Here is a 19,341-nt window from a genome sequence, read left to right on the forward strand (position 1 = left end):
CTGATTCAGAACTACTGATTAATCATTCTCCTGAAACCATTGCACTATCAAATCGAAGACTTTGCGAATGCGAGGGTTGGTGTGCAGCTCACGGTGTGTGACAAGCAATAAAGGCACAGTGATGGGGCAGCCAAAGTGTTCAAAGGCACGGACGAAGCTAGGTTCTTTGTCACCTATGGATTGAGGAAATAATCCCAAGCCTAATCCCTTTTTGACCAGTTCCCATTGTAATCCTTGAAACGGCGTCACGATGGGGAAGTGATGCTCTGTCAGTGGCCAGCCCAATACATTCAAGCGACGGATCAGCTCACCCTCTCTCTCAAAACCAATGATTTCAACCGCCCCAAGGTCGTTTGGTTGTTTGGGAGAGCCATAGCGCGCGATTGTCTCAGGTAAGCCGTAAAACCAAATGGGTTCGTCGATCAAACGACGTGCGATCAAATCCAGCTCGGTTGGCTGAAAGCTTCGGATGGCGATGTCGGCGTCTCGGCGCTTGAGGTCACTGACTTTGTTGTTTACATGAATAGTGAGCCGAATGGTGGGAGCGTGTTCTCTTAAAAAGGCGGTGATCGATGGCAGTCGAAATAGTGCGTCTATTTCGCTGACCGAAATGCTGACTTCCCCCTCTAAATTAGATGATAACCCCGATACGGCTAAACTCACCTGTTGCGCGGCCATGCCCATGGGCGCTGCGAAATCCAGTAAATGTTGTCCTGCTTCGGTGAGCACTAACCCCGTGCTAAGGCGTTCAAACAGGGTGACATTGAGGGTACTTTCAAGGTTATAAATCTGTCGGCTCAAGGTGGGTTGAGTCACGCCAATGTGCTTAGCAGCTTGAGAAAAAGAGCCTTCTCGCGCAGCGACAAGAAAGGCTTTAAGGGCATTCCAATCTAATTGCTCGTATTGATTTGCCATACAAATACGCATATCCGTTCTTTAATTTTTGGTAATTTTAACAGAATATCGACCTAGCTAGACTTTATCCATACAAAAACGAACAGGTGGATAAAATGACGGTAACCAAACACATTGCCATTATTGGTGGCTCGGGCAAGCTGGGAAGATACATGATCGAAGAAGCACTCTTGCTAGGTTACCAAGTAACCGCAGTGTGTCGCCCACAAAGTGTCAAAAAACTGGAGCCATGGAAAGATACAATTCACATAGTACCCGCGTACACGGATGACCGAGAAGCATTGGGGTTTTTAATGCCCAATGTTGATGCCGTATTAACCGTATTGGTACCTTGGGGCATTAAAGGCTACGCAACGAATACCGCCAAGGCTGTGCTGGATTTCGCCCCAGCCAATGCACGTTTGATCTTCTCATGTGGTTGGCACATTAGTCGTGATGGCAAAGATCAGTACTCCTTCAAGCTAAAATGTTTCGTCGCCATCTTTGAAAAGTTGGCGCGCTGGTTACGCATCGCCGACATTGCCGATCAAGTACGCGCGACTAATGCCATATTTGCCTCAAAGCCCCCTTGGACCGTCGTGCGCGGCTGTGATTTAGAAGAAGGTGAAAGCCAAGGAATGCCTATTTGGGCGGAACATGTAGGAGATGAACGCATTGCCCATAACCTAGTGCGTCGCATCGACTTTGCTAAATTTATGGTCGCTGCTATCGAGAAAGACGAACTGATACAAACAGCACCAGCCATTGCGAGTTGCAAAATACATAAATAAATCAGTGTCGCAAATCACTAGAGCAACTGCTGGACTACGTGCAATTACTACGTCTGATATAGCATTGGTGAATGATAGGTTTAAAGAAGTGATTGAAACGATAAGGGAAGGGCGGGCCTCACATATGATGCGAGGTCAAGCCAAGTCAGGGTGATTAATTTTCATCTGTCCCTAATTGTTCTAATTGTTCATGGAGTACTAGATCATTTTTTAAGGTGGGTGGCCTGTTAACTGTGTTCCTGACATGGATATAGAAGCTATTCGTTTAGCAATCAATAAAGCCTGGATATTAGGAAGTGAGACGTTTATAGAGCAGTTTGAACGTCGAGTGGGTATTGCTAGTAAAACAGCAAAACATGGAGGGATTACCATTCCTGTTGGAGCAGTTGCGGCAGCGTTTTACGGCAAACATTCACTTGCTGTAGCATTTTTTCTAAGGTATTTCTTGCATTATGTAATGCGGTTAACTCAAACGGGGGAATTTGGTACGAAGGTGGAAGCTGAGTGCTCCAATAGAGATTAATAGCCGCAACTGTTTTCTGTTTAAAACGTATAGGCAAGGCAATGGCGGCTAAAGGAAAGGGTGGAGGAAATGGGTGCTCCCAGCTGCCGGGGATACGTTGATAGATACCACAGGCTTTTTCAGCGGCTAATTGCTCAAAATTAAGTCCACTGTAACCTTGCTGTGAGCGGTGGTAAATATTATTCTCGCTATAGAGTGTCCGTCCCGCAGCAGACAGTAATGGGCTAAACCTGATGTCCATTATTCTTTCAGCTGCAGACCTGATATTACTATAGGAAAAGTTGCTTTCCAATATAACCAGTGCCCCCCTGTGAAGATAGACAATATCAGAGTACATGCTTGTTTCCTTATGGAGCTGAGTCAGGATAGGGGATAACTCTCTGGCCAGTAGGTATTTATCATTATCATCCTGGCCTCGGCTATACAAAACAACATACTGTTTATCTTTCAGCTTGCGGTAAACCACACCCAGGTCCTGCAGATCATCCAGCAACCTTTTTACGGTTGGCTTAGGTATCTGTGTCAAAATATGAATATTTTCCAAGCTAAGAGCTCCGCTTTCACTGGCATTTATGGTGTCCATAATCAGCTTTGATTTCTGCAGGGCTTTAGAGTGCATCTTGCTTTACGACCATTATTTTTAATTTTAGAAAAATTGATTAAATAAATATGGTCGATAGTTCATCCTGACGCAATAGCATTTTTGAAGACTGACCGGTCCGGTAAAAATTTTATTCCGTATTGTGGAACCAGTAAATCGGCATCATTCCACGTTATGAAGTAGCGTATGGGATTCATACGACATCTACGTAAAGGAGTATATGCTGTGAGTTCTTTAATTGATTTAACCCGTAGACAATTAATAAAAAATGGCGGTCAGTTAGGGCTACTGACAGCAGCTGTTCAGGTGACCCCGGTTTGGGCCTTATCTGCACAGAATGGAGTCAACGCCCCAGATCAACTCTTGAAATTGAGTGCTGTAGATCTGTCCCAAATCATCAAAAATAAGCAGGTCAGTTGTTTCGAGGTCATGAACAGCTACTTGGCTCAAATTGATACCTATAATCCAACTTACAATGCGGTGGTTTCTTTAAGAGACAGAGAAATTCTATTGCAAGAAGCCCATAAGGCTGACCAGGAGCTGGCAAAAGGCCATTATCGTGGTTGGATGCATGGCATGCCTCATGCTGTTAAAGACCTAGCGGCTACAGCGGGTATTGCAACGACCATGGGGTCTCCAATCCTGAAGAATTGGGTCCCCAAACACGACGCTATTTTTGTTGAGCGTATCCGAAATGCCGGTGCTATTTTAATCGGAAAAACCAATACCCCGGAATTTGGGTTGGGTTCTCAAACGTATAATAACGTCTTTGGTGTAACCCGAAATGCATACAACCATCAACTGTGTGCCGGTGGCAGTAGTGGTGGGGCAGCCGTAGCTGTTGCAACAGGTATGGTACCTGTCGCCGATGGCAGTGACATGATGGGCTCTTTGCGTAATCCTGCTGCCTATAACAATATTATCGGTTTTAGACCCACTCAAGGACGAGTCCCCTTTGGTCCTACAAGTGAGGTGTTTTTCCAGCAACTGGGTTATGAAGGGCCGATGGGAAGAACTGTACAGGATACCGCAATGCTGTTATCCACAATGGCTGGATACGATTCACGAACACCATTATCCCTGTCTTCTAATGCCCAGGTGTTCAGTCAAAACTTAGATGTGGATACCAAAGGTATTAAGGTAGCGTGGCTAGGTGACTTCAATGGTTATCTGTCCATGGAGCCTGGCGTACTCTCCACATGTGAACAGGCATTGAAGCACTTCGAAGTACTAGGTGGGCACGTAGAAACTGTTAATATGCAGCATCCTATGGAAGAGGTCTGGCAAACTTGGTTGACATTACGTCACTTCCTGATCGCAGGTGGTGTAAGCGATCTGTATAAGAAACAAGCCAATCGTTCCCTCATGAAGCCAGAAGCTTTATGGGAGATTGAAGGCGGGCTGGAGCTCTCTGGAATGGATGTTTTTGAGGCTTCTAAAGCCAGAAGTAGATGGTATCAAGCCCTAGATGCGCTGTTTGATCGTTTTGATCTTGTCGCGTTGCCCTCTGCCCAAGTTTTCCCATTTAGCGCAAATACTCATTGGCCGAGAGAAATTAATGGCCGTCAAATGGATACCTATCATCGCTGGATGGAAGTGGTTGTTCCCGGTACGCTCAGTGGTTGTCCTGTTGCTAATGTTCCTGCAGGTTTTGACCCACAAGGCAGACCAATGGGAATTCAGCTGATTGGTCGACATCAACAAGATCTTAAGGTACTTCAGATTGCCAAGGCTTATGAGCAGGTATGTGGTTATCTACAGCATAAACCTACACTATCTACAGCATAAACCTGAATTAAGCAGAATTAGGGACAAATGAAAATTCAACAATGATCCACCTCTAGACCCAATAAACTTGTGTCGTAAGATGTAAACGAATCTGATATGAACAGGATGTTCAATCAGAGCTTACAAGTAAACCTTATTTCAAAGGAGTGAAATAAGGCAAGACTTCCCAGACTTTGTCCTATTGGTATCCCGCAACACGTCATCCAGCGTGGCAACAACCGCCAAGTGTGTTTTGCCAGTGAAAATGACTTCATCGCTTATGCGCACTGGTTAACAGAGTACGCCCAAGAGTTTGACGTTAAAACGCATGCATGGGTCTTTATGATCAATCACATACATTTACTTGCAACGCCAATGACCGAGGGCGATATCTCGAAGATGATGCAAGCACTGGGACGCCGCTATGTGCGCTACTTCAATTACACCTACCAGCGAACGGGCACATTGTGGGAAGGGCGCTTCAAATCCTGTGTTATTTATGCGGAGGAATATTTCTTTATTTGTCAGCGTTACATCGAACTCAACCCCGTCAGAGCCAATATGGTATCCCATCCGCTCACTACAAGTGGTCGAGCCATTGCTTTCATGCACAAGAGTCACTGGATCTACAAAGTGAGCTTTGGCAACCGCATGAATTTTATCTCAAGCTTAGCTTTCAGCAGGAAACGCGAGCGAAGCGTTATCAAGCTTTATTCAAATGCCACATCCCAGAAGAAGAACTCGGACGGATTCGAGCTGCTATGCATTCAGATATGGCACTGGGGAATGACAGATTCAAAGAAGAGATTGAGAAGTTAACGGGTAGGCGAGTGACGCCAAGGAAGCGAGGTAGAAAACCGAGTCAGATGGAATTAATTTTCATCTGACTCCAATTGTTCTACAAAACGGCTGAGACAGGAAGTAATAGGCCATTCTCACTGGTCGCTGTGGTATAGAAAAGGAGTCAGATTCCTTAAAAGTAGGAATACATTAGAGAGTGTCTTAGTCCTGTCTGGATAATCAAAGACACTGACCCTTTTGGTTTAAAAACGTCCGCGCCACCGCCGAGCCCTTATGCTTCGCCATAAATATCCTTGTAGCTAAGATTCTCATCCGCGTTTTCTGCGATGATTTTAAATTTCGGAATAAGACGTACCACCACAGAAAGAGAAGTAATCAGTAGACCTCCAATAAGCAAAAAATAGAAATAGTCCGCCTTGGCCAGAAAAAGCCCCGTAATGAGAAAGCCTATGGGGTTGGCCAGGTTAATAAAGGCATTATGCATGGTTTGAATCTTAACCCTGTGCTCCTTGGGAATAATCGAAGCCCGTTTTGATTCCATGGTGACATTATTAAGCACTATGCTGGCGCCAATCACAAAAGCGCAGAGCAACCAGATCGCTATAGAAGGCTGATAAGCCAAGACCACCAGAGGCAGTCCAATCAGGACAAAGGCAAGGGAGATGGTATTGGTGTTACCCAGTATCCGGCTGACCTTTTTATGCAGATAAAGCGAAGCCAGCAACACTCCCAGAGAGGCACAAGCCTCAATGACACCAATGTAAATCGGGGATTTTTGAATCACATGGGAAACAAAATAGGGAATCACCATCATACTAAATGGCAGGAGTATCATATTGCAGGATAAAGACAGCAACGCCCACCGAGGTTCAAATTTATAGTGGAAAAACAATTTCAGCGAACGAACAACATCGAACCTTTGATAGTTTTTCACATCGTCAATGTCATCAACATTATTAAGCAGGCCAAGCATAAAGACGCTGAGCGCTGCGCTGGCTATGATAATCATCATCACGTTTTCATAGCCAATCAGGGCAATCCCCGTCATCCCCAAAGCCAGCCCGAAAAGATCAATAAAGGCCTGCATAATAAAGGTTTTGCGGTAGGCGTTTTCAAGCTCTGTTTTTTGCACCACTAAAGGAATATAGGCATCCACCACTGAGCTGAAGATAGAATCAATAAAGGCCAAAATAATCGCAATCAGTGGCAGGGTGAGAATGGTTAATTGCTGATAGGAGTAAAGCATCCCAAGAGCCATAGTCAGCAAACAAAACAGAGATGAGAGGGCCAGTAACACTGTCTTTTTCTTATGATGTTCAAAACGATTGCCAATAAAAATACCGCACAAACTTCTTGTCACGAAAAAGCAGAACAGAAAAGCAGAACTTGTATAATACTGGGTGCCTGAGATCAGCATCAGCACCAGAATGGATACCATCACTCGACCCTGTAACAGATTCTGTGTAACTGCCATTTAGTTAAGGTGCTTTTCGAGACGCTCCTCGAACTCAATAATAAATCGACTCATTGCTTGGCGCCAGTTCTGAATTGGCATCGTCCATTTCTTACTGGCTTCTTTAATGGCAAGGTATACCATTTTCCTCGCAGAATCATCGCTTGGGAAGACTTTACGTTTTTTAATGGCTCTACGGATAACACTGTTCAGGGACTCAATCGCATTCGTTGTGTAGATCGCTTTTCGGATATCGTCAGGGTAATTAAACAACGTATTGAGGTGATGCCAGTGATTGCGCCATGATTTGGTAATTTGCGGGTATTGATCGTCCCAGATGTCGCCGAAACGATCTAACTCTAGCAAGGCTTCTTCTTCCGTTGCGGAGCGGTAAACTTGCTTTAAATCCGCCGTCACTGCTTTATAGTCTTTCCATGATACATATTTCAATGAGTTGCGTACCATGTGTACGATGCACAGTTGGATGTTAGTTTGTGGGAAAACAGCATTGATGGCTTCTGGGAAGCCTTTTAGACCATCAACACAAGCGATGAGAATATCTTCTACGCCGCGCTGCTGAAGCTCAGTGAGGACGTTGAGCCAGAACTTCGCACCTTCGTTCTCCGCAATCCACATGCCCATGAGTTCTTTATGACCTTCAGTGTTGATACCGAGTGCCAAGAAGATCGATTTATTGATGACGCGTTTATCTTGGCGGATTTTCAACACAATACAATCAAGATACACAATGGGGTAGATGGCATCCAAAGGGCGTGCTTGCCATTCAGTCACTTGCTCAATGACCGCATTGGTAACGCGTGATACCAGTGTTGGAGATATCTCGGCACCATACCATTCATCGAAGGCATTGACGATGTCTCGGGTACTCATGCCTTGCGCATAGAGCCACAGGATTTTATCGTCCATAGAAGTGAATCGGGATTGGTGTTTTTTGACCAGCTTGGGTTCAAAAGAGCCTTCTCGGTCACGAGGCGTATCCAGTTCAAACTCACCATCTTCCGTCTTAATACGCTTGCTATTCTTGCCATTACGACTATTGGTTGAGGTGGACTTTTGATGTCTCTCGTAACCCAGATGGTCATCCATTTCTGCATTCAATGCCGCTTCAACGGTAATCTTCTTCAGCATTTGGCTAAATTCGTTGAGATCCTCAGGCGTTTTAATTCCCTTGGCGGCTTCTTTTGCGAACGCTTCAAGTTCTTTTTTGTTCATTTGCATCTACCTATCCTTAATTCTTAATAGAATATGTTGTGGTAGGCAGTTACACAAAATTAGTTACAGTCTCCATCACTCTGGAATTGATGAGATAAAGCCCTTCGGCAATTCTTAATTTCCAGAATTCTTTGTTTTTCATTATTAGCCTCTTTTTTCTCTTACGCTATTGTCATCTCTTTCCTTGAGTATTCGGCGTTAAAAATCAGAGCGATGGACAAATCAATTTTTATAAAAAGAAGTCTTTGTTTAAGAGGTATGACACTTTTTAAAGAGAGACGCTTAATACGCCTCGTCCAAGTTATTAGCAACACCCGCTTCAAGCAGTAATGGCTTCTGCCTGTTCGCGTCTTTATTGTGTTGATTCATCATATTCCCTTATTCATTATGTAGGTTTTTCTTAAAATTTTTCAAATACTTGGAAACGTAGCCGCTCTTACAAGTACCTTGATATTCCATCCAATTAATCGTGTTACCAATCACTACTATACTACCGGAAACGACCAAGCTCACTGCAGGGACAACCACACCAAATGCCGCTAAGCAGACTTCTCCGCTTCCTCCATCACAATTTGGGTTACTCAAAGCCACCGTAGTCAACGTTAGATGACGTGTTGTCATATCACATTGGCTTGCATAACTCTGCTTTTTATCGACTTCCGGGACAAAAGCGCACGACGTTATTACTAGACATAGCACGAACAGAAACAGAATCTTCTTTATATTTATTGTCATCTCTTTCCTTGAGTATTTGGCGTTAAAAATCAGAGCCATGGACAAATCAATTTTTATAAAAAGAAGTCTTTGTTTAAGGGGTCTAACACTTTTTAAAGAGAGGCACTTAATGCGCCTCGTCCCAGTTATTACCAACTCCTGCTTCAACCAACAATGGCACGTCGATTTTGCTGCTGTTTTGCATGATGTCGACGATTTTCTCTTTGGCGACGTCTAGGTCTTTTTCAGCTACTTCGAAGATGAGTTCATCGTGTACTTGCATGATCATTTTCACGTCTAGGTCGGTGTCGGCGAGCCAGTCGTGCATGTTGATCATGGCGTATTATCTAGATAGGTTGTTTTTGAGTAAGCTTCTTCTAAAGCATCAAAGGCGTCGGTGGGCACTTCATACTGAAACTGATCTCTACGCCTTTTAGATATCTTACCGTTTTGCTCTAAACAGAAGACTACCAATTTTGAAAGTGTTTTGTCATTAATATCGAACTGTTTATTGATATGGCGTTTTAGGGCGTCGTATTGGTTTAGGTAGGCGACTTCCTGTTTTATATAATGTTCCATGGCTTCGTCACAAGCTTCTGCCATGAGTTCGGAACAGGCGGTGCCATCCCAATGGCGATAGATAGATTCATGACCTTTGAACTTAAAAGCATAGTTTTCTGTGTCTAGGTAGTCTACTTGCCAGAAGGTTCTGGTTTCGGAGGAGTAGGCGCTTAATGCCGCAAGATACTCTCGCTCTTTGTTATGCAAAACAGCTGAGACAGGCAGTAATAGGCCATTCGTGAGCTGGCCACTGCGGCATAGTACGTGATGAAACATAAAGCGTGATAAGCGTCCATTCCCATCCATAAAAGGATGTAGAAACACAAAACCAAATGAGATGACTGCGCCAAGCACAATAGGATCTACTTGATCTGGTAATTGGTTGATAAGATGCTCCCATTCTTGCATGAGTTCGCGGCACAAATTGGGTGAGGGGGGGACGTAAGTGACACCGATTGCGCCCGGGCCATTACTTAAGTAGTTTTGCTCATTGCGATACGAGACAGCCCATTCGTAGGGATTATTGATCGTGGCCTTTTGTAATTCTTTTAAATAATCTTCATCAATTGCACGGGGAATGTGTGCTTGCCTCATTAGATTGGTGTAACGCTGGATTTTATTGGTATCGGGTTGTTCTTTCTCAATGGCAAAGGAATCTTTGGTTTCACTGAGATACACCCAAGATAAAGCGCGATTAAGCATGGCGTCATCTAGCCCATCTGTGAACTCTTTGGCCTTTTGTAGAGTATTGAGTGCTAAAGCCTTTTCTAATCGGTCAGTACGTTTGACGGTAATGCTGTAATCTAATGAGCCGATCAAATTGATATGGACACGCCAGCGTTTATTGGTTTGATTATTTGCGGTTATGAACCGTTCTGGATCTAGCAAGGATATATAGTTACCGCGTGTCAGATCGGTGATGCGTGGTAGCAGTTGCTGATGAAAGTGTTCCCAAAGTAGGCAGGCAATACGGATATATCTCCCCATAGGAGCGGATTCATAACATTCTAAGAGTTCCTCTGAGCTAACTTTGAGCAGTGCTTGGGAAAGTATTTGTAAATTAAGGTCTTCGTATTTCAGTGCAAACAGAATGTGATCGAGTATCTTATCAGAAGGCTTTAATGAAGCAGGCGTCGCTAATGTATTGTCAATTAGCTGTACCTTAGTTACTGGCATAACACGGGCAGATACTTGCAACGGCAGTGCGGTGATATCTGCGCGCTCCAGTAAGTATGCGTAGCCTACGGATGTATTTGTCATATTCAGCACCAAAAAATTTTTACAAAACTAAGATTTTAGTTATATCTGCTTCATTCGCTAAGATAATAGTTACATTCTAGGCATTGTTCCTTGGTGTTGGATATGCCTAAACTGCAATTTAGTCTAAGAAAATGTTTACGGAGCTAAGATTTTTGTTACAAATTGCCATTTCTTCCAGAAAAAAATTACAGGTAGTGTGTAAGTAAGCGTTACTATATGGTTTATCTTCAGGATGACTTGTCATCTGGCCCCTTTCAGTACATTGCTTGTGATGGATCTGCTTAGGGGGCTTTATTTTTCTAATTGGGCTTTTCTTTTGTCTCAATTGCGCATCTGCACGCATTGGTAGATAATTGAACGCAACACGGCTCCTTTCAATGAGGCTACTTGATGTAGCGGATTTGCTTAGGAGTTTTTTTGTACTCAAAAAAGTCTGTAGCCGCTAGGAGCTGTGGGTAAAAAAAGCTTTCGAGCAGACTATCTTGGTTATTTTACATCCTGTCTGAAGGTTTTTTATCATTGACTGTTTGTTGTCGGTTGCAATACGTTGGTGCCAGTACTAAAATTAATCATGTAGAAGGGCTTAACATATGACTCATTACTGGATTGTCCATATGTTCTCACGCTACCAATGATTCGCCAGTGACATCGTTGTTGATGGTTAGACTAAACATTGTTTAGTCACCCTGACCCCAAAGAGCTAAAGGGCTGCCACGAACTATCATTTTTCATTTCAAAAAAGAGCATTTGTCATGCTCTTTTTTTATGTCTGTTCTATATCATTGCGATGACTGTCCCTGGGTGGGATTTTCTATCGTAGGCGCTGATAATGTCGTAATAGGTTTTGTCTTTGGATAGTCTTAAAATGACCAGCCCAGTCTTGGACTCTATAACCAGCGCGGCGTTTTCGTCTTTCACCGTGTCAACAATGACGGTTGCTCCGTCAGTTATGATGGATTGTATATAACCCGATACTTGACTTGGGCAGGTAATGCCAATTTCTTTACTATGTTTTTCATAGATATGTCTAACACCAAATGCCCCTGATCTTGTTCTTCCAAAGCCTGCAAAGCCGACTTTCAATCTAATCTCTAGTTCTGGCCAGTGAGCGTTATTTTTAGGAAAGGTACCAAATGAAAGTGAGCCGTTCGTTGTCGTAACAAAGGCGTTTTTACTGCGTTTGTGCGACATCCATTCGACTGAAAGGTCGCTATGTAGAATGGTGGTTTCCATTTAATCCCTTAAGTTTAAAGCAGGCTCTTCCTTGAGCCTTGCTCGTATTCATTTGTTATTTTAGAGCCTTAATGCGCCTCGTCCCAGTTATTACCAACCCCCGCTTCAACCAGTAGCGGCACGTCTATCTGGCTGCTGTTTTGCATGATGTCGACGATTTTCTTTTGTGCGGCATCGAGGTCTTTTTCGGCCACTTCAAAGATCAATTCATCGTGTACTTGCATGATCATTTTCACGTCTAGGTCGGTGTCGGCGAGCCAGTCGTGCATCTTGATCATGGCGCGTTTGATGATGTCGGCGGCGGAGCCTTGCATTGGGGCGTTGATGGCGGTGCGTTCGGCGGCTTGGCGCATCATGGCGTTTTTCGCTTTGATGTCTGGCAGGTACAAACGGCGGCCGTAGATGGTTTCGACAAAGCCTTTTTCTTTCGCGCCTTCGCGGGTGTTTTCCATGTATTGCTGTACGCCTGGGTAACGTTCGAAGTAGCGTTTGATGTATTTTCCCGCTTCTGGGCGACCAATACCCAGTTGTTTCGCTAGACCAAAGGCGGACATGCCGTAGATCAAGCCGAAGTTGATGGCTTTGGCGCGACGACGTTGTTCAGTGGTGACTTCTTCTAAGCTAACGTCGAAAACTTCCGCTGCGGTGGCTTTGTGCACGTCGGCGTCTTTGGCGAAGGCATCTAATAGCCCTTTATCTTGGGACAAGTGAGCCATGATGCGTAATTCGATTTGCGAGTAATCGGCGGCGACCAGTTTGTAACCTTGTGGAGCGATAAAGGCTTGGCGAATGCGACGGCCTTCGGTAGTTCGAATGGGGATGTTCTGCAAGTTCGGATCGGTCGATGACAAACGGCCTGTCGCGGTGACGGCTTGGTGGTAAGAGGTATGAATGCGGCCCGTTTTCTGGATCATCTCTGGCAATTTATCGGTATAGGTGGATTTCAACTTAGACAGACTGCGGTGTTCCATGATCAAACGCGGCAATTCGTACTCTTGCGCCAGTTCTTGCAAGATCGGCTCCGCCGTGGATGGCTGGCCTTTGGGGGTTTTCTTGATAACGGGCAAGCCTTGTTTTTCGAACAGGATCACTTGTAGCTGTTTCGGTGAGCTAAGGTTAAAGCTTTCGCCCGCTTCTTCGTGGGCTTTGATCTCAATCTCTTGCAGTTTGCCGGCGATTTCACCACTTTGGATGTGTAAAAGCTCTGGGTCGATCAAGGCGCCAGTTTGTTCCATTTTCGCCAAGACGGGAATCAATGGGCATTCGATGTCTTTAAAAATGCTGACCAATTCGGGTGTGGTTTCGATTTTTGGCCAAATGGCTTGATGCAAACGCAAAGTGATGTCGGCGTCTTCAGCGGCATAAAACGCGGCCACGTCGAGTTCGATTTGATTGAAGGTTTTTTGTTTCGCACCTTTGCCGGCAATGTCTTCAAAGCTCACGTTGGTGTGACCGAGGAACTTGCTGGCCAAGGTGTCCATGTCATGACGGGAACTCACGGAATTGTAGACGTAGGATTCCAACATGGTGTCGTAAGCGATGCCGCGCAAAGTAATGCCATAGTTATTGAGCACGTTGGCGTCGTATTTTAGGTGTTGACCCACTTTGGCTTGGCTGTCGTCTTCGAGCCAAGGTTTTAGCTGCTCTAGTACCCAATCGCGGTCCAGTTGTTCGGGGGCGCCTTCGTAGTCGTGGGCGACGGGTACATAAGCTGCTTCGCCTACTTCTACTGAGAAAGACAAGCCCACCAGTTCGGCGGCCATGTAGTTCAGCGAGGTGGTTTCGGTGTCGAAGGCAACCAGTTCGGCGGCTTGAATTTTCTTTAGCCAAACGGCAAAGGTCTCTTTATCCAATACCGTGGTGTAGTTGGCTTCGAGGTCGGACTTAACGGGTGTGTCCACTTGGCCGTCTTTTTGTTCAGAAGAAATATTACCAACCGTATCGCTGGCGGTTTCGACGCTCGGCGCTTTGTCCAGATCAGATAGCCAGGTTTTGAATTCCAGCTTGGTATACCACTCGCGCAGTTTTTCTTTGTCGGCTTCGCCATTTTTCAGGTCTTGCGGGTCGAAGGGCAGGTCCACGTCGCATTTGATGGTTGCCAGAGTGTAAGACAGTTCTGCCATTTCTTTGTTGTCTTCCATCTTTTTCGCCATGGTTTTGGAACCACGGAAGCCCAAAGCGGCAATCTCGTCTAAGCGGTTGTAGATGTCTTTGATGCTACCTAACCCTTGTAACAAGGCAAGGGCGGTTTTTTCTCCAACCCCTGGCACGCCAGGGATATTATCGACTTTGTCGCCCATCAGAGCGAGGTAATCGATTATCAGTTCAGGTGGAATGCCGAATTTGTCTTTGACGCCTTGGATGTCCATGACGGTATTGTTCATGGTGTTCACTAGGGTGACTTTTTCGGTGACCAGTTGGGCCATGTCTTTATCGCCCGTGGAAACAACGACCTCACGGCCTTGCTCGCCCACTTGCTTGGCAATGGTGCCGATAACGTCGTCGGCTTCGACGCCATCAATAATGACGAGCGGCAACCCCATGGCTTCCACCATACGGTGAATGGGCTCAATTTGTGGACGAAGGTCGTCGGGCATGGGCGGACGGTGTGCTTTGTAGTCGCTGTAGATCTCGTCGCGGAAGGTTTTGCCCTTGGCATCGAAAATGATCACCATGGGGGAATCAGGGTAGGTTTTGATAAGGCTGCGGATCATGCTGATTACACCGCGGGTGGCGTTGGTCGGATGACCATCGCTGGTATGCATCGGTGGAATCGCGTGGAATGCTCGATAAAGGTAGGATGAACCGTCTACCAAAACCATAGGTGGTGTGTGTGTTTTAGAATCCGTAGCCAAAATAGAACCTCTTTATGAATCGGCAAATATGAGGCCTATTCTAAGCGGTTGAGATGATTTTTACAGTCTAAACTGGAATTAAGTGCTTTAGCTAGGCCGTGTCTTGGGTGAGACACAATCTAAGAGAGCGTGTTATTGTAAATAATGGCCTGATTCCGTCCGTTATTTTTGGCGTAGTAGAGGGCTTTGTCGGCTTGTTCAATTAAATCGATAAAGTGTTCACAGGACTGAATTTCAGACTGACCTACACTAACGGTTAATTTTCCGACCGTTTTATAGGGCAGGTTGCTCATGGCGATCTGAAACATGGAGCCAATATTGGCGGCAGACTGCTTCTTTGGATTCGCTAATATGACGGTAAACTCTTCTCCCCCCCAACGGGCAATGGCGTGTTTTTCAAAATAGATGGAGCGCATTCTGGACGCGACTTCGATGAGAACTTTGTCGCCAGTCGTGTGCCCGTAGCGGTCATTGATGCTTTTAAAATGATCCACATCGATCAGAATCACACAGATTTGGTCACTTGCTGTGAGTTGGTCCAGCCAATGTTTTAATCCGCGACGATTGTACACATCGGTTAAAAAATCACGATCGGCTTCTGCTTCCGAGCGCCGAAGACTAAAGGTCATTTCATCCATATGATGACGGATGCCACTTTGATAAGGGTAGATAACATACAGTATTAAACAGGCTGGGCCGAATAATGAAACGAGTTCATAGCCCCGTTCTGTATGCAGTTCAGCAGGATGATAAATAAGATAATGAAACGTCGGGATGGCGATCACTGACCATGAGAGTACGACGTATTTTTTTTGCCTTCTTGGTAGCATCATTAACCCTAAAATTAATAAAGATAAGGTAATGCCGGATGTGGGGGGAAGCCTCTCTATTAACAGCCATTTGCCTTGCCATGCCATGACAATAAAGTAAAGACTTGGTGGAACAAAGGACACTATCACTAGGGCAAGGAAGGCTCTAACTGTATTCTTGAAGTGGGCCTGAGGGTTAACATAGAAATAGATCAATAGCGCTAGGCAGCAGAACATGATAATCCGCGGAGCGATGATGTCGAATAGGTATTTAGAAGGAAAATAAAAAAAGAAAATGTTATAGAATAGACAGCAAACAAGGGAGGCTCCAAGAACCCTATATAAAGCAGCGATGGCTAGTTTGCTTTCTTCAGCTTTTAGTCTCAAGGGGTGACTCCGAGTATGTCTTATTAAATAGGATGAAAAAGCCCGTGTTTATTGTGTTTATATGGCTTGATTCGATCAATCGACACTTTTTCTTCCTGTTTTAACCTAACGCTATCTAGTGAGTGTCAGCTTTTATTCTTTTCCTTTTTATGGCGTCTTTTTTTAGACCGTCTTCTTGATTTTGTTCATAAAGTGACCTCTTTAAGTATAAGAAGGTTCTATTGGAATTGCTATGTAGCTTGGGTCTGGCTGTTCTTGTCAGCTTAAGTACAAACTTGAAAGGTAAGTTTAGATGCCAAATCGGCAAATTGCTTAAATTAAGAAAATTTTTTTAGTCAGACGGTAGAATTACATAGAACAAATTGACCTTTTGATGCTTATTGTGGAGCATAGGCGTGTTGAGGTCTTTGCTCTGTAACAGGATTTGTAAAAACGGATGAGCAATGGATTTGAGTGACTTATCAATCGGGGCGAGCATGGCTCTAACGTGATGAAAAGGCCTCTTTATTATGTTATTCGATTTCTTTATTAACGATTTATAGGTAGAAACTTGGCTGTTTACACTTCCCTCTCGGATTCTGACATGCGCGGCCTTGTGGCTGATTATTATTTAGGTGAACTGGTTTCCTTTAAGGGGATTGCTGGTGGTGTAGAAAACACCAATTATTTTCTCACAACCACCACAGGAAAGTATGTGGTGACTTTGTTTGAAGAGTTCGAATTTGACGAGGTTCCGTATTTTTTGAATGTGGTGGCGCATTTAAAGCATAAGGGCTTTAACGTACCTGCGGCGTTGATTGATATTCATGGGGAGCGTTTGCGCGTAGTGAAGGGGCGTCCCACTATCATTGTTGATTGTTTCCCGGGTAGTGAATTGAAAGCAACAGACGTGGATTCGTGCCGTTTGATGGGGGCGGCATTGGCGAAGCTGCATGTGGCAGGGGAAGACTTTGCCGAGCACCGTGAAAGTCATCGAGGCATGGAATGGTGGCGTGAAACGAGCAAAGCCATTGAGCCTGAGCTAGAGCCTGAACAAGCCACACTGTTGATGTCGCAAGTGGCCGAGTTTGACGTGTTTATTGCTCAGCATGATGATTTACCGAAGACGACCATTCATGGGGATCTTTTTTATAACAACACGTTATTTGAGAATGGGCAGTTATCTGCGATTATTGATTTTTATAATGCCTGCTATTCTTGGTCCATGTACGATTTTGCCATTGTGGTGAATGATTGGTGCTCAGACATGGCCACAGGCGAGCTTGATATGGAAAAATATCGCTCATTAGTGAACGCTTACATACATGAGCGAGAGCCAAGTGCTGAAGAGATTGCGTCTTGGCCTTATATGCTACGCATCGCCGCGTTGCGCTTTTGGTTATCTCGTTTGGAGGCTTGGCATAAGGCGAAGCATGATCCTGAACGTTTGGCTCAGCAACACGATCCGCGTGAATTTCAACGTATTTTAGAGGCGCGAGTGCGTTATGCACCAGCTTTGATGGAGTAATGGTCTTGTCTCCTTTTTCTGTGTTGCGTGGTGTTGTGCTTTTTTTGGGGACGCTGTTAGGCGCGAATCAGGCGTTGGCTCATCCTCATATATGGGTGGATTCACAGTATCAAATCATGGTGAATACCCCAGCGATCCAAACGTTTTATGCGACCTGGTCAATGGATGCCTTTACCTCTCTTAGTCTGCTGCAAAATTACGATACAAATGGTGATGGTAAGTTAACGGGTGAAGAGCGCAAAGAGCTATTAAAAGGCCTGCAAAACCTGAAAAAAAATGACTATTTTATTCAGCTCAAAGTAAACCAAAAAGCCATTAGGCCAAAAGATGTTGAGATTACGCATTTTAGCTTTAAAAATAAGCAGCTTATGATAGATCTCAAAGTGACATTAAAGGCGCCTGTGAATCTCTATCAGTCCACTTTGAGCCTGGCTTTTGGTGATTCAGATTACTACTTTGCTATGGTGCCATCGGAAGAAGGCTTGTTGCGTCTTTCTGGCAAGTTGGCAGAAAGTTGTACGCTCATTAGTCACGATGGCAAAGAGCGAGGCATTGAGACCTGGGTGGATTTAACCTGCGGACCACTGCGGTAACATTTTGCATGATCATCCTATCGTCCATTTTCTGAAGGGCTTTTATTTATGTTAGAGCATTTCCAATGGTTGCCTTTTCTCGCTGCGATTACACTGCTGACCTTAAGTCCAGGTGTGGACACCATTTTGGTGATGCGTAATGCGTCATCCGGCGGTTGGCGTTTAGGCTTTTTGACGAGCTTAGGTATTTGCATGGGGTTATTTGCCCATGCGACGGTGTCTGCATTGGGGTTGTCGGTCATTCTACTGGGGTCGGCTGAGTTGTTTACCGTCTTTAAGCTGCTTGGCGCCGCCTACCTTGTGTATTTGGGGGTGCAAGCCATCCGCAGTGCGTTGGCTCCAAAGGGTATGACGTTTAAGGAGGTAAAATCCCCTAGAGCTCTGACGCGCGGGGGATGTTTTCGCCAGGGTCTTTTGTCGAATGTATTGAATCCGAAACCGATTATTTTTTACATGGCATTTTTGCCTCAATTTATTGATCCTGCCCATTCGGCCTTGGTTCAATCGCTTTTTATGGCCTCCCTTCACTTTATCATAGCGATGGTGTGGCAAACGTTTCTCGCGCTTATGGTTCATCGAGCGCGCGTATGGCTGGCGCGACCAAAAGTGGCGCAAGTCTTGGATAGTCTAACGGGCGTATTGCTGTTGGGCTTTGGTGTGAAACTCGCATTGATTCAAAGGTGATCCCTTGTTAACCAATGCCGATCTTGGATAACTCTCTTGATAAGCTTATTAATTACGACTTGGATTAAATTCTTTTTCCTGTTTGCTCCCTTTTTTGTGCTGTCTATGTTTCTCGCGTTAACGCGAGGTGAATCTGCGGCCTCACGACGACAGGTGGCCAACAAGGCGCTGATCGCTTCATTGGTCATTGCTATGGTGCTGCTATTTTTTGGTGGTGCATTGTTTAACGTGCTGGGCATTACCTTGGATGCTTTCCGGATTGGTTCCGGTGTGTTGCTGTTTTTATCCGCCTTAAGCTTGGTCAAAGATGGTACACGCAACCATGCGGTAGGTATGCCGAGTGAAGAGCGTGACGATGTATCCGTGGTGCCCTTGGCGGTGCCGATTATCATTGGTCCGGCGACCATCGGTACTATTTTGGTATACGGCGCTGAACTTCATGGTTGGCATTTAGTCATGGGGATCATGGGATTGCTGCTGGCCCTCTTATCTTTGGCGGTGATTTTGTATTCTGGTTCGCTAATCGAAAAAATACTGGGGCGAACAGGATTAAACGTCTTGTCTAAAATTACGGGCTTGATTTTGGCCGCAATGGCGTCGCAAATTTTAATGAGTGGCGTGATGGGCTTTTTACATCCAGCTTAACGGTCAGTGTTTTTGTTCCCCTAATAGCCA

17 protein-coding genes and 1 pseudogene are annotated in these 19,341 nt (G+C 45.0%); 8 read left to right on the forward strand and 10 right to left on the reverse strand.

Annotated features, from left to right (window positions below; genetic code table 11):
- Positions 1-18: 18 nt before the first annotated feature.
- Positions 19-915: a LysR family transcriptional regulator gene (locus AC0VYG_RS01225; protein WP_475430543.1), complete on the reverse strand. Its 897-nt coding sequence runs from the start codon at positions 913-915 to the stop codon at positions 19-21.
- A gap of 95 nt (positions 916-1,010) precedes the next feature.
- Between AC0VYG_RS01225 and AC0VYG_RS01230 the strand changes: the two genes are divergently transcribed.
- Positions 1,011-1,685 (forward strand): NAD(P)-dependent oxidoreductase, encoded by a 675-nt coding sequence (locus AC0VYG_RS01230; protein WP_475430544.1) that lies wholly within the window; start codon positions 1,011-1,013, stop codon positions 1,683-1,685.
- 365 nt (positions 1,686-2,050) lie between these two features.
- Here AC0VYG_RS01230 and AC0VYG_RS01235 read toward each other — a convergent pair whose 3' ends face one another.
- A complete protein-coding gene (locus tag AC0VYG_RS01235) occupies positions 2,051-2,791 on the reverse strand; it encodes a hypothetical protein (RefSeq protein ID WP_475430545.1) in 741 nt (246 codons plus the stop codon).
- 243 nt (positions 2,792-3,034) lie between these two features.
- On the opposite strand from AC0VYG_RS01235, the gene AC0VYG_RS01240 reads away from it, so the two are divergent.
- From AC0VYG_RS01240 to AC0VYG_RS01250, 3 genes and pseudogenes are all read left to right on the forward strand, one after another.
- Complete coding sequence (locus AC0VYG_RS01240; RefSeq protein ID WP_475430546.1) at positions 3,035-4,597, forward strand: amidase; 1,563 nt, start codon at positions 3,035-3,037, stop codon at positions 4,595-4,597.
- Between the two features lie 225 nt (positions 4,598-4,822).
- Positions 4,823-5,056: pseudogene (locus tag AC0VYG_RS01245) on the forward strand (transposase); the annotation flags it as partial.
- Between the two features lie 41 nt (positions 5,057-5,097).
- Positions 5,098-5,463, forward strand: a complete 366-nt coding sequence (locus tag AC0VYG_RS01250; protein WP_475432572.1) for a hypothetical protein — start codon at positions 5,098-5,100, stop codon at positions 5,461-5,463.
- Between the two features lie 185 nt (positions 5,464-5,648).
- On the opposite strand, the gene AC0VYG_RS01255 is transcribed toward AC0VYG_RS01250, so the two are convergent.
- The 8 genes from AC0VYG_RS01255 to AC0VYG_RS01290 all read right to left on the reverse strand — a co-directional run bounded on the left by AC0VYG_RS01255 (position 5,649) and on the right by AC0VYG_RS01290 (position 15,645).
- Positions 5,649-6,851 (reverse strand): MFS transporter, encoded by a 1,203-nt coding sequence (locus AC0VYG_RS01255; protein WP_475430547.1) that lies wholly within the window; start codon positions 6,849-6,851, stop codon positions 5,649-5,651.
- Positions 6,852-8,063 carry an IS256 family transposase gene (locus AC0VYG_RS01260; protein ID WP_475432512.1) on the reverse strand — a complete coding sequence of 404 codons (1,212 nt, stop codon included), beginning with the start codon at positions 8,061-8,063 and terminating at the stop codon, positions 6,852-6,854.
- A gap of 378 nt (positions 8,064-8,441) precedes the next feature.
- Positions 8,442-8,684 (reverse strand): hypothetical protein, encoded by a 243-nt coding sequence (locus AC0VYG_RS01265; RefSeq protein WP_475430548.1) that lies wholly within the window; start codon positions 8,682-8,684, stop codon positions 8,442-8,444.
- Positions 8,685-8,904: 220 nt separating this feature from the next.
- A complete protein-coding gene (locus tag AC0VYG_RS01270; protein ID WP_475430549.1) occupies positions 8,905-9,114 on the reverse strand; it encodes a DNA polymerase in 210 nt (69 codons plus the stop codon).
- The gene (locus tag AC0VYG_RS01275) at positions 9,111-10,598 is read right to left on the reverse strand and encodes a Fic family protein (RefSeq protein ID WP_475430550.1); all 1,488 of its coding nucleotides are present in this window, start codon (positions 10,596-10,598) and stop codon (positions 9,111-9,113) included. Before AC0VYG_RS01275 ends, AC0VYG_RS01270 begins: the two co-directional genes overlap by 4 nt.
- 774 nt (positions 10,599-11,372) lie before the next feature.
- Positions 11,373-11,831: a hypothetical protein gene (locus AC0VYG_RS01280; RefSeq protein WP_067012232.1), complete on the reverse strand. Its 459-nt coding sequence runs from the start codon at positions 11,829-11,831 to the stop codon at positions 11,373-11,375.
- Positions 11,832-11,899: 68 nt separating this feature from the next.
- Positions 11,900-14,653: a DNA polymerase I gene (polA, locus tag AC0VYG_RS01285; protein ID WP_475432570.1), complete on the reverse strand. Its 2,754-nt coding sequence runs from the start codon at positions 14,651-14,653 to the stop codon at positions 11,900-11,902.
- A gap of 152 nt (positions 14,654-14,805) precedes the next feature.
- On the reverse strand, positions 14,806-15,645 hold the full coding sequence (locus tag AC0VYG_RS01290) for a GGDEF domain-containing protein (protein ID WP_475430551.1): 840 nt from the start codon (positions 15,643-15,645) through the stop codon (positions 14,806-14,808).
- Positions 15,646-16,432: 787 nt separating this feature from the next.
- On the opposite strand from AC0VYG_RS01290, the gene AC0VYG_RS01295 reads away from it, so the two are divergent.
- The 4 genes from AC0VYG_RS01295 to AC0VYG_RS01310 are packed head-to-tail and all read left to right on the forward strand — an operon-like array spanning position 16,433 to position 19,311.
- Positions 16,433-17,389, forward strand: coding sequence for a homoserine kinase (locus AC0VYG_RS01295; protein ID WP_475430552.1), 957 nt, complete (start codon positions 16,433-16,435; stop codon positions 17,387-17,389).
- A gap of 5 nt (positions 17,390-17,394) precedes the next feature.
- Positions 17,395-17,982, forward strand: coding sequence for a DUF1007 family protein (locus tag AC0VYG_RS01300; protein ID WP_475430553.1), 588 nt, complete (start codon positions 17,395-17,397; stop codon positions 17,980-17,982).
- Between the two features lie 48 nt (positions 17,983-18,030).
- Positions 18,031-18,666, forward strand: coding sequence for a LysE family translocator (locus tag AC0VYG_RS01305; protein WP_475430554.1), 636 nt, complete (start codon positions 18,031-18,033; stop codon positions 18,664-18,666).
- Between the two features lie 39 nt (positions 18,667-18,705).
- Positions 18,706-19,311 (forward strand): MarC family protein, encoded by a 606-nt coding sequence (locus tag AC0VYG_RS01310; protein WP_067012984.1) that lies wholly within the window; start codon positions 18,706-18,708, stop codon positions 19,309-19,311.
- Positions 19,312-19,341: the final 30 nt, after the last annotated feature.

This window comes from Marinomonas sp. 63XJN7_7_ISO-PGPR-S23-202 (assembly GCF_056173505.1).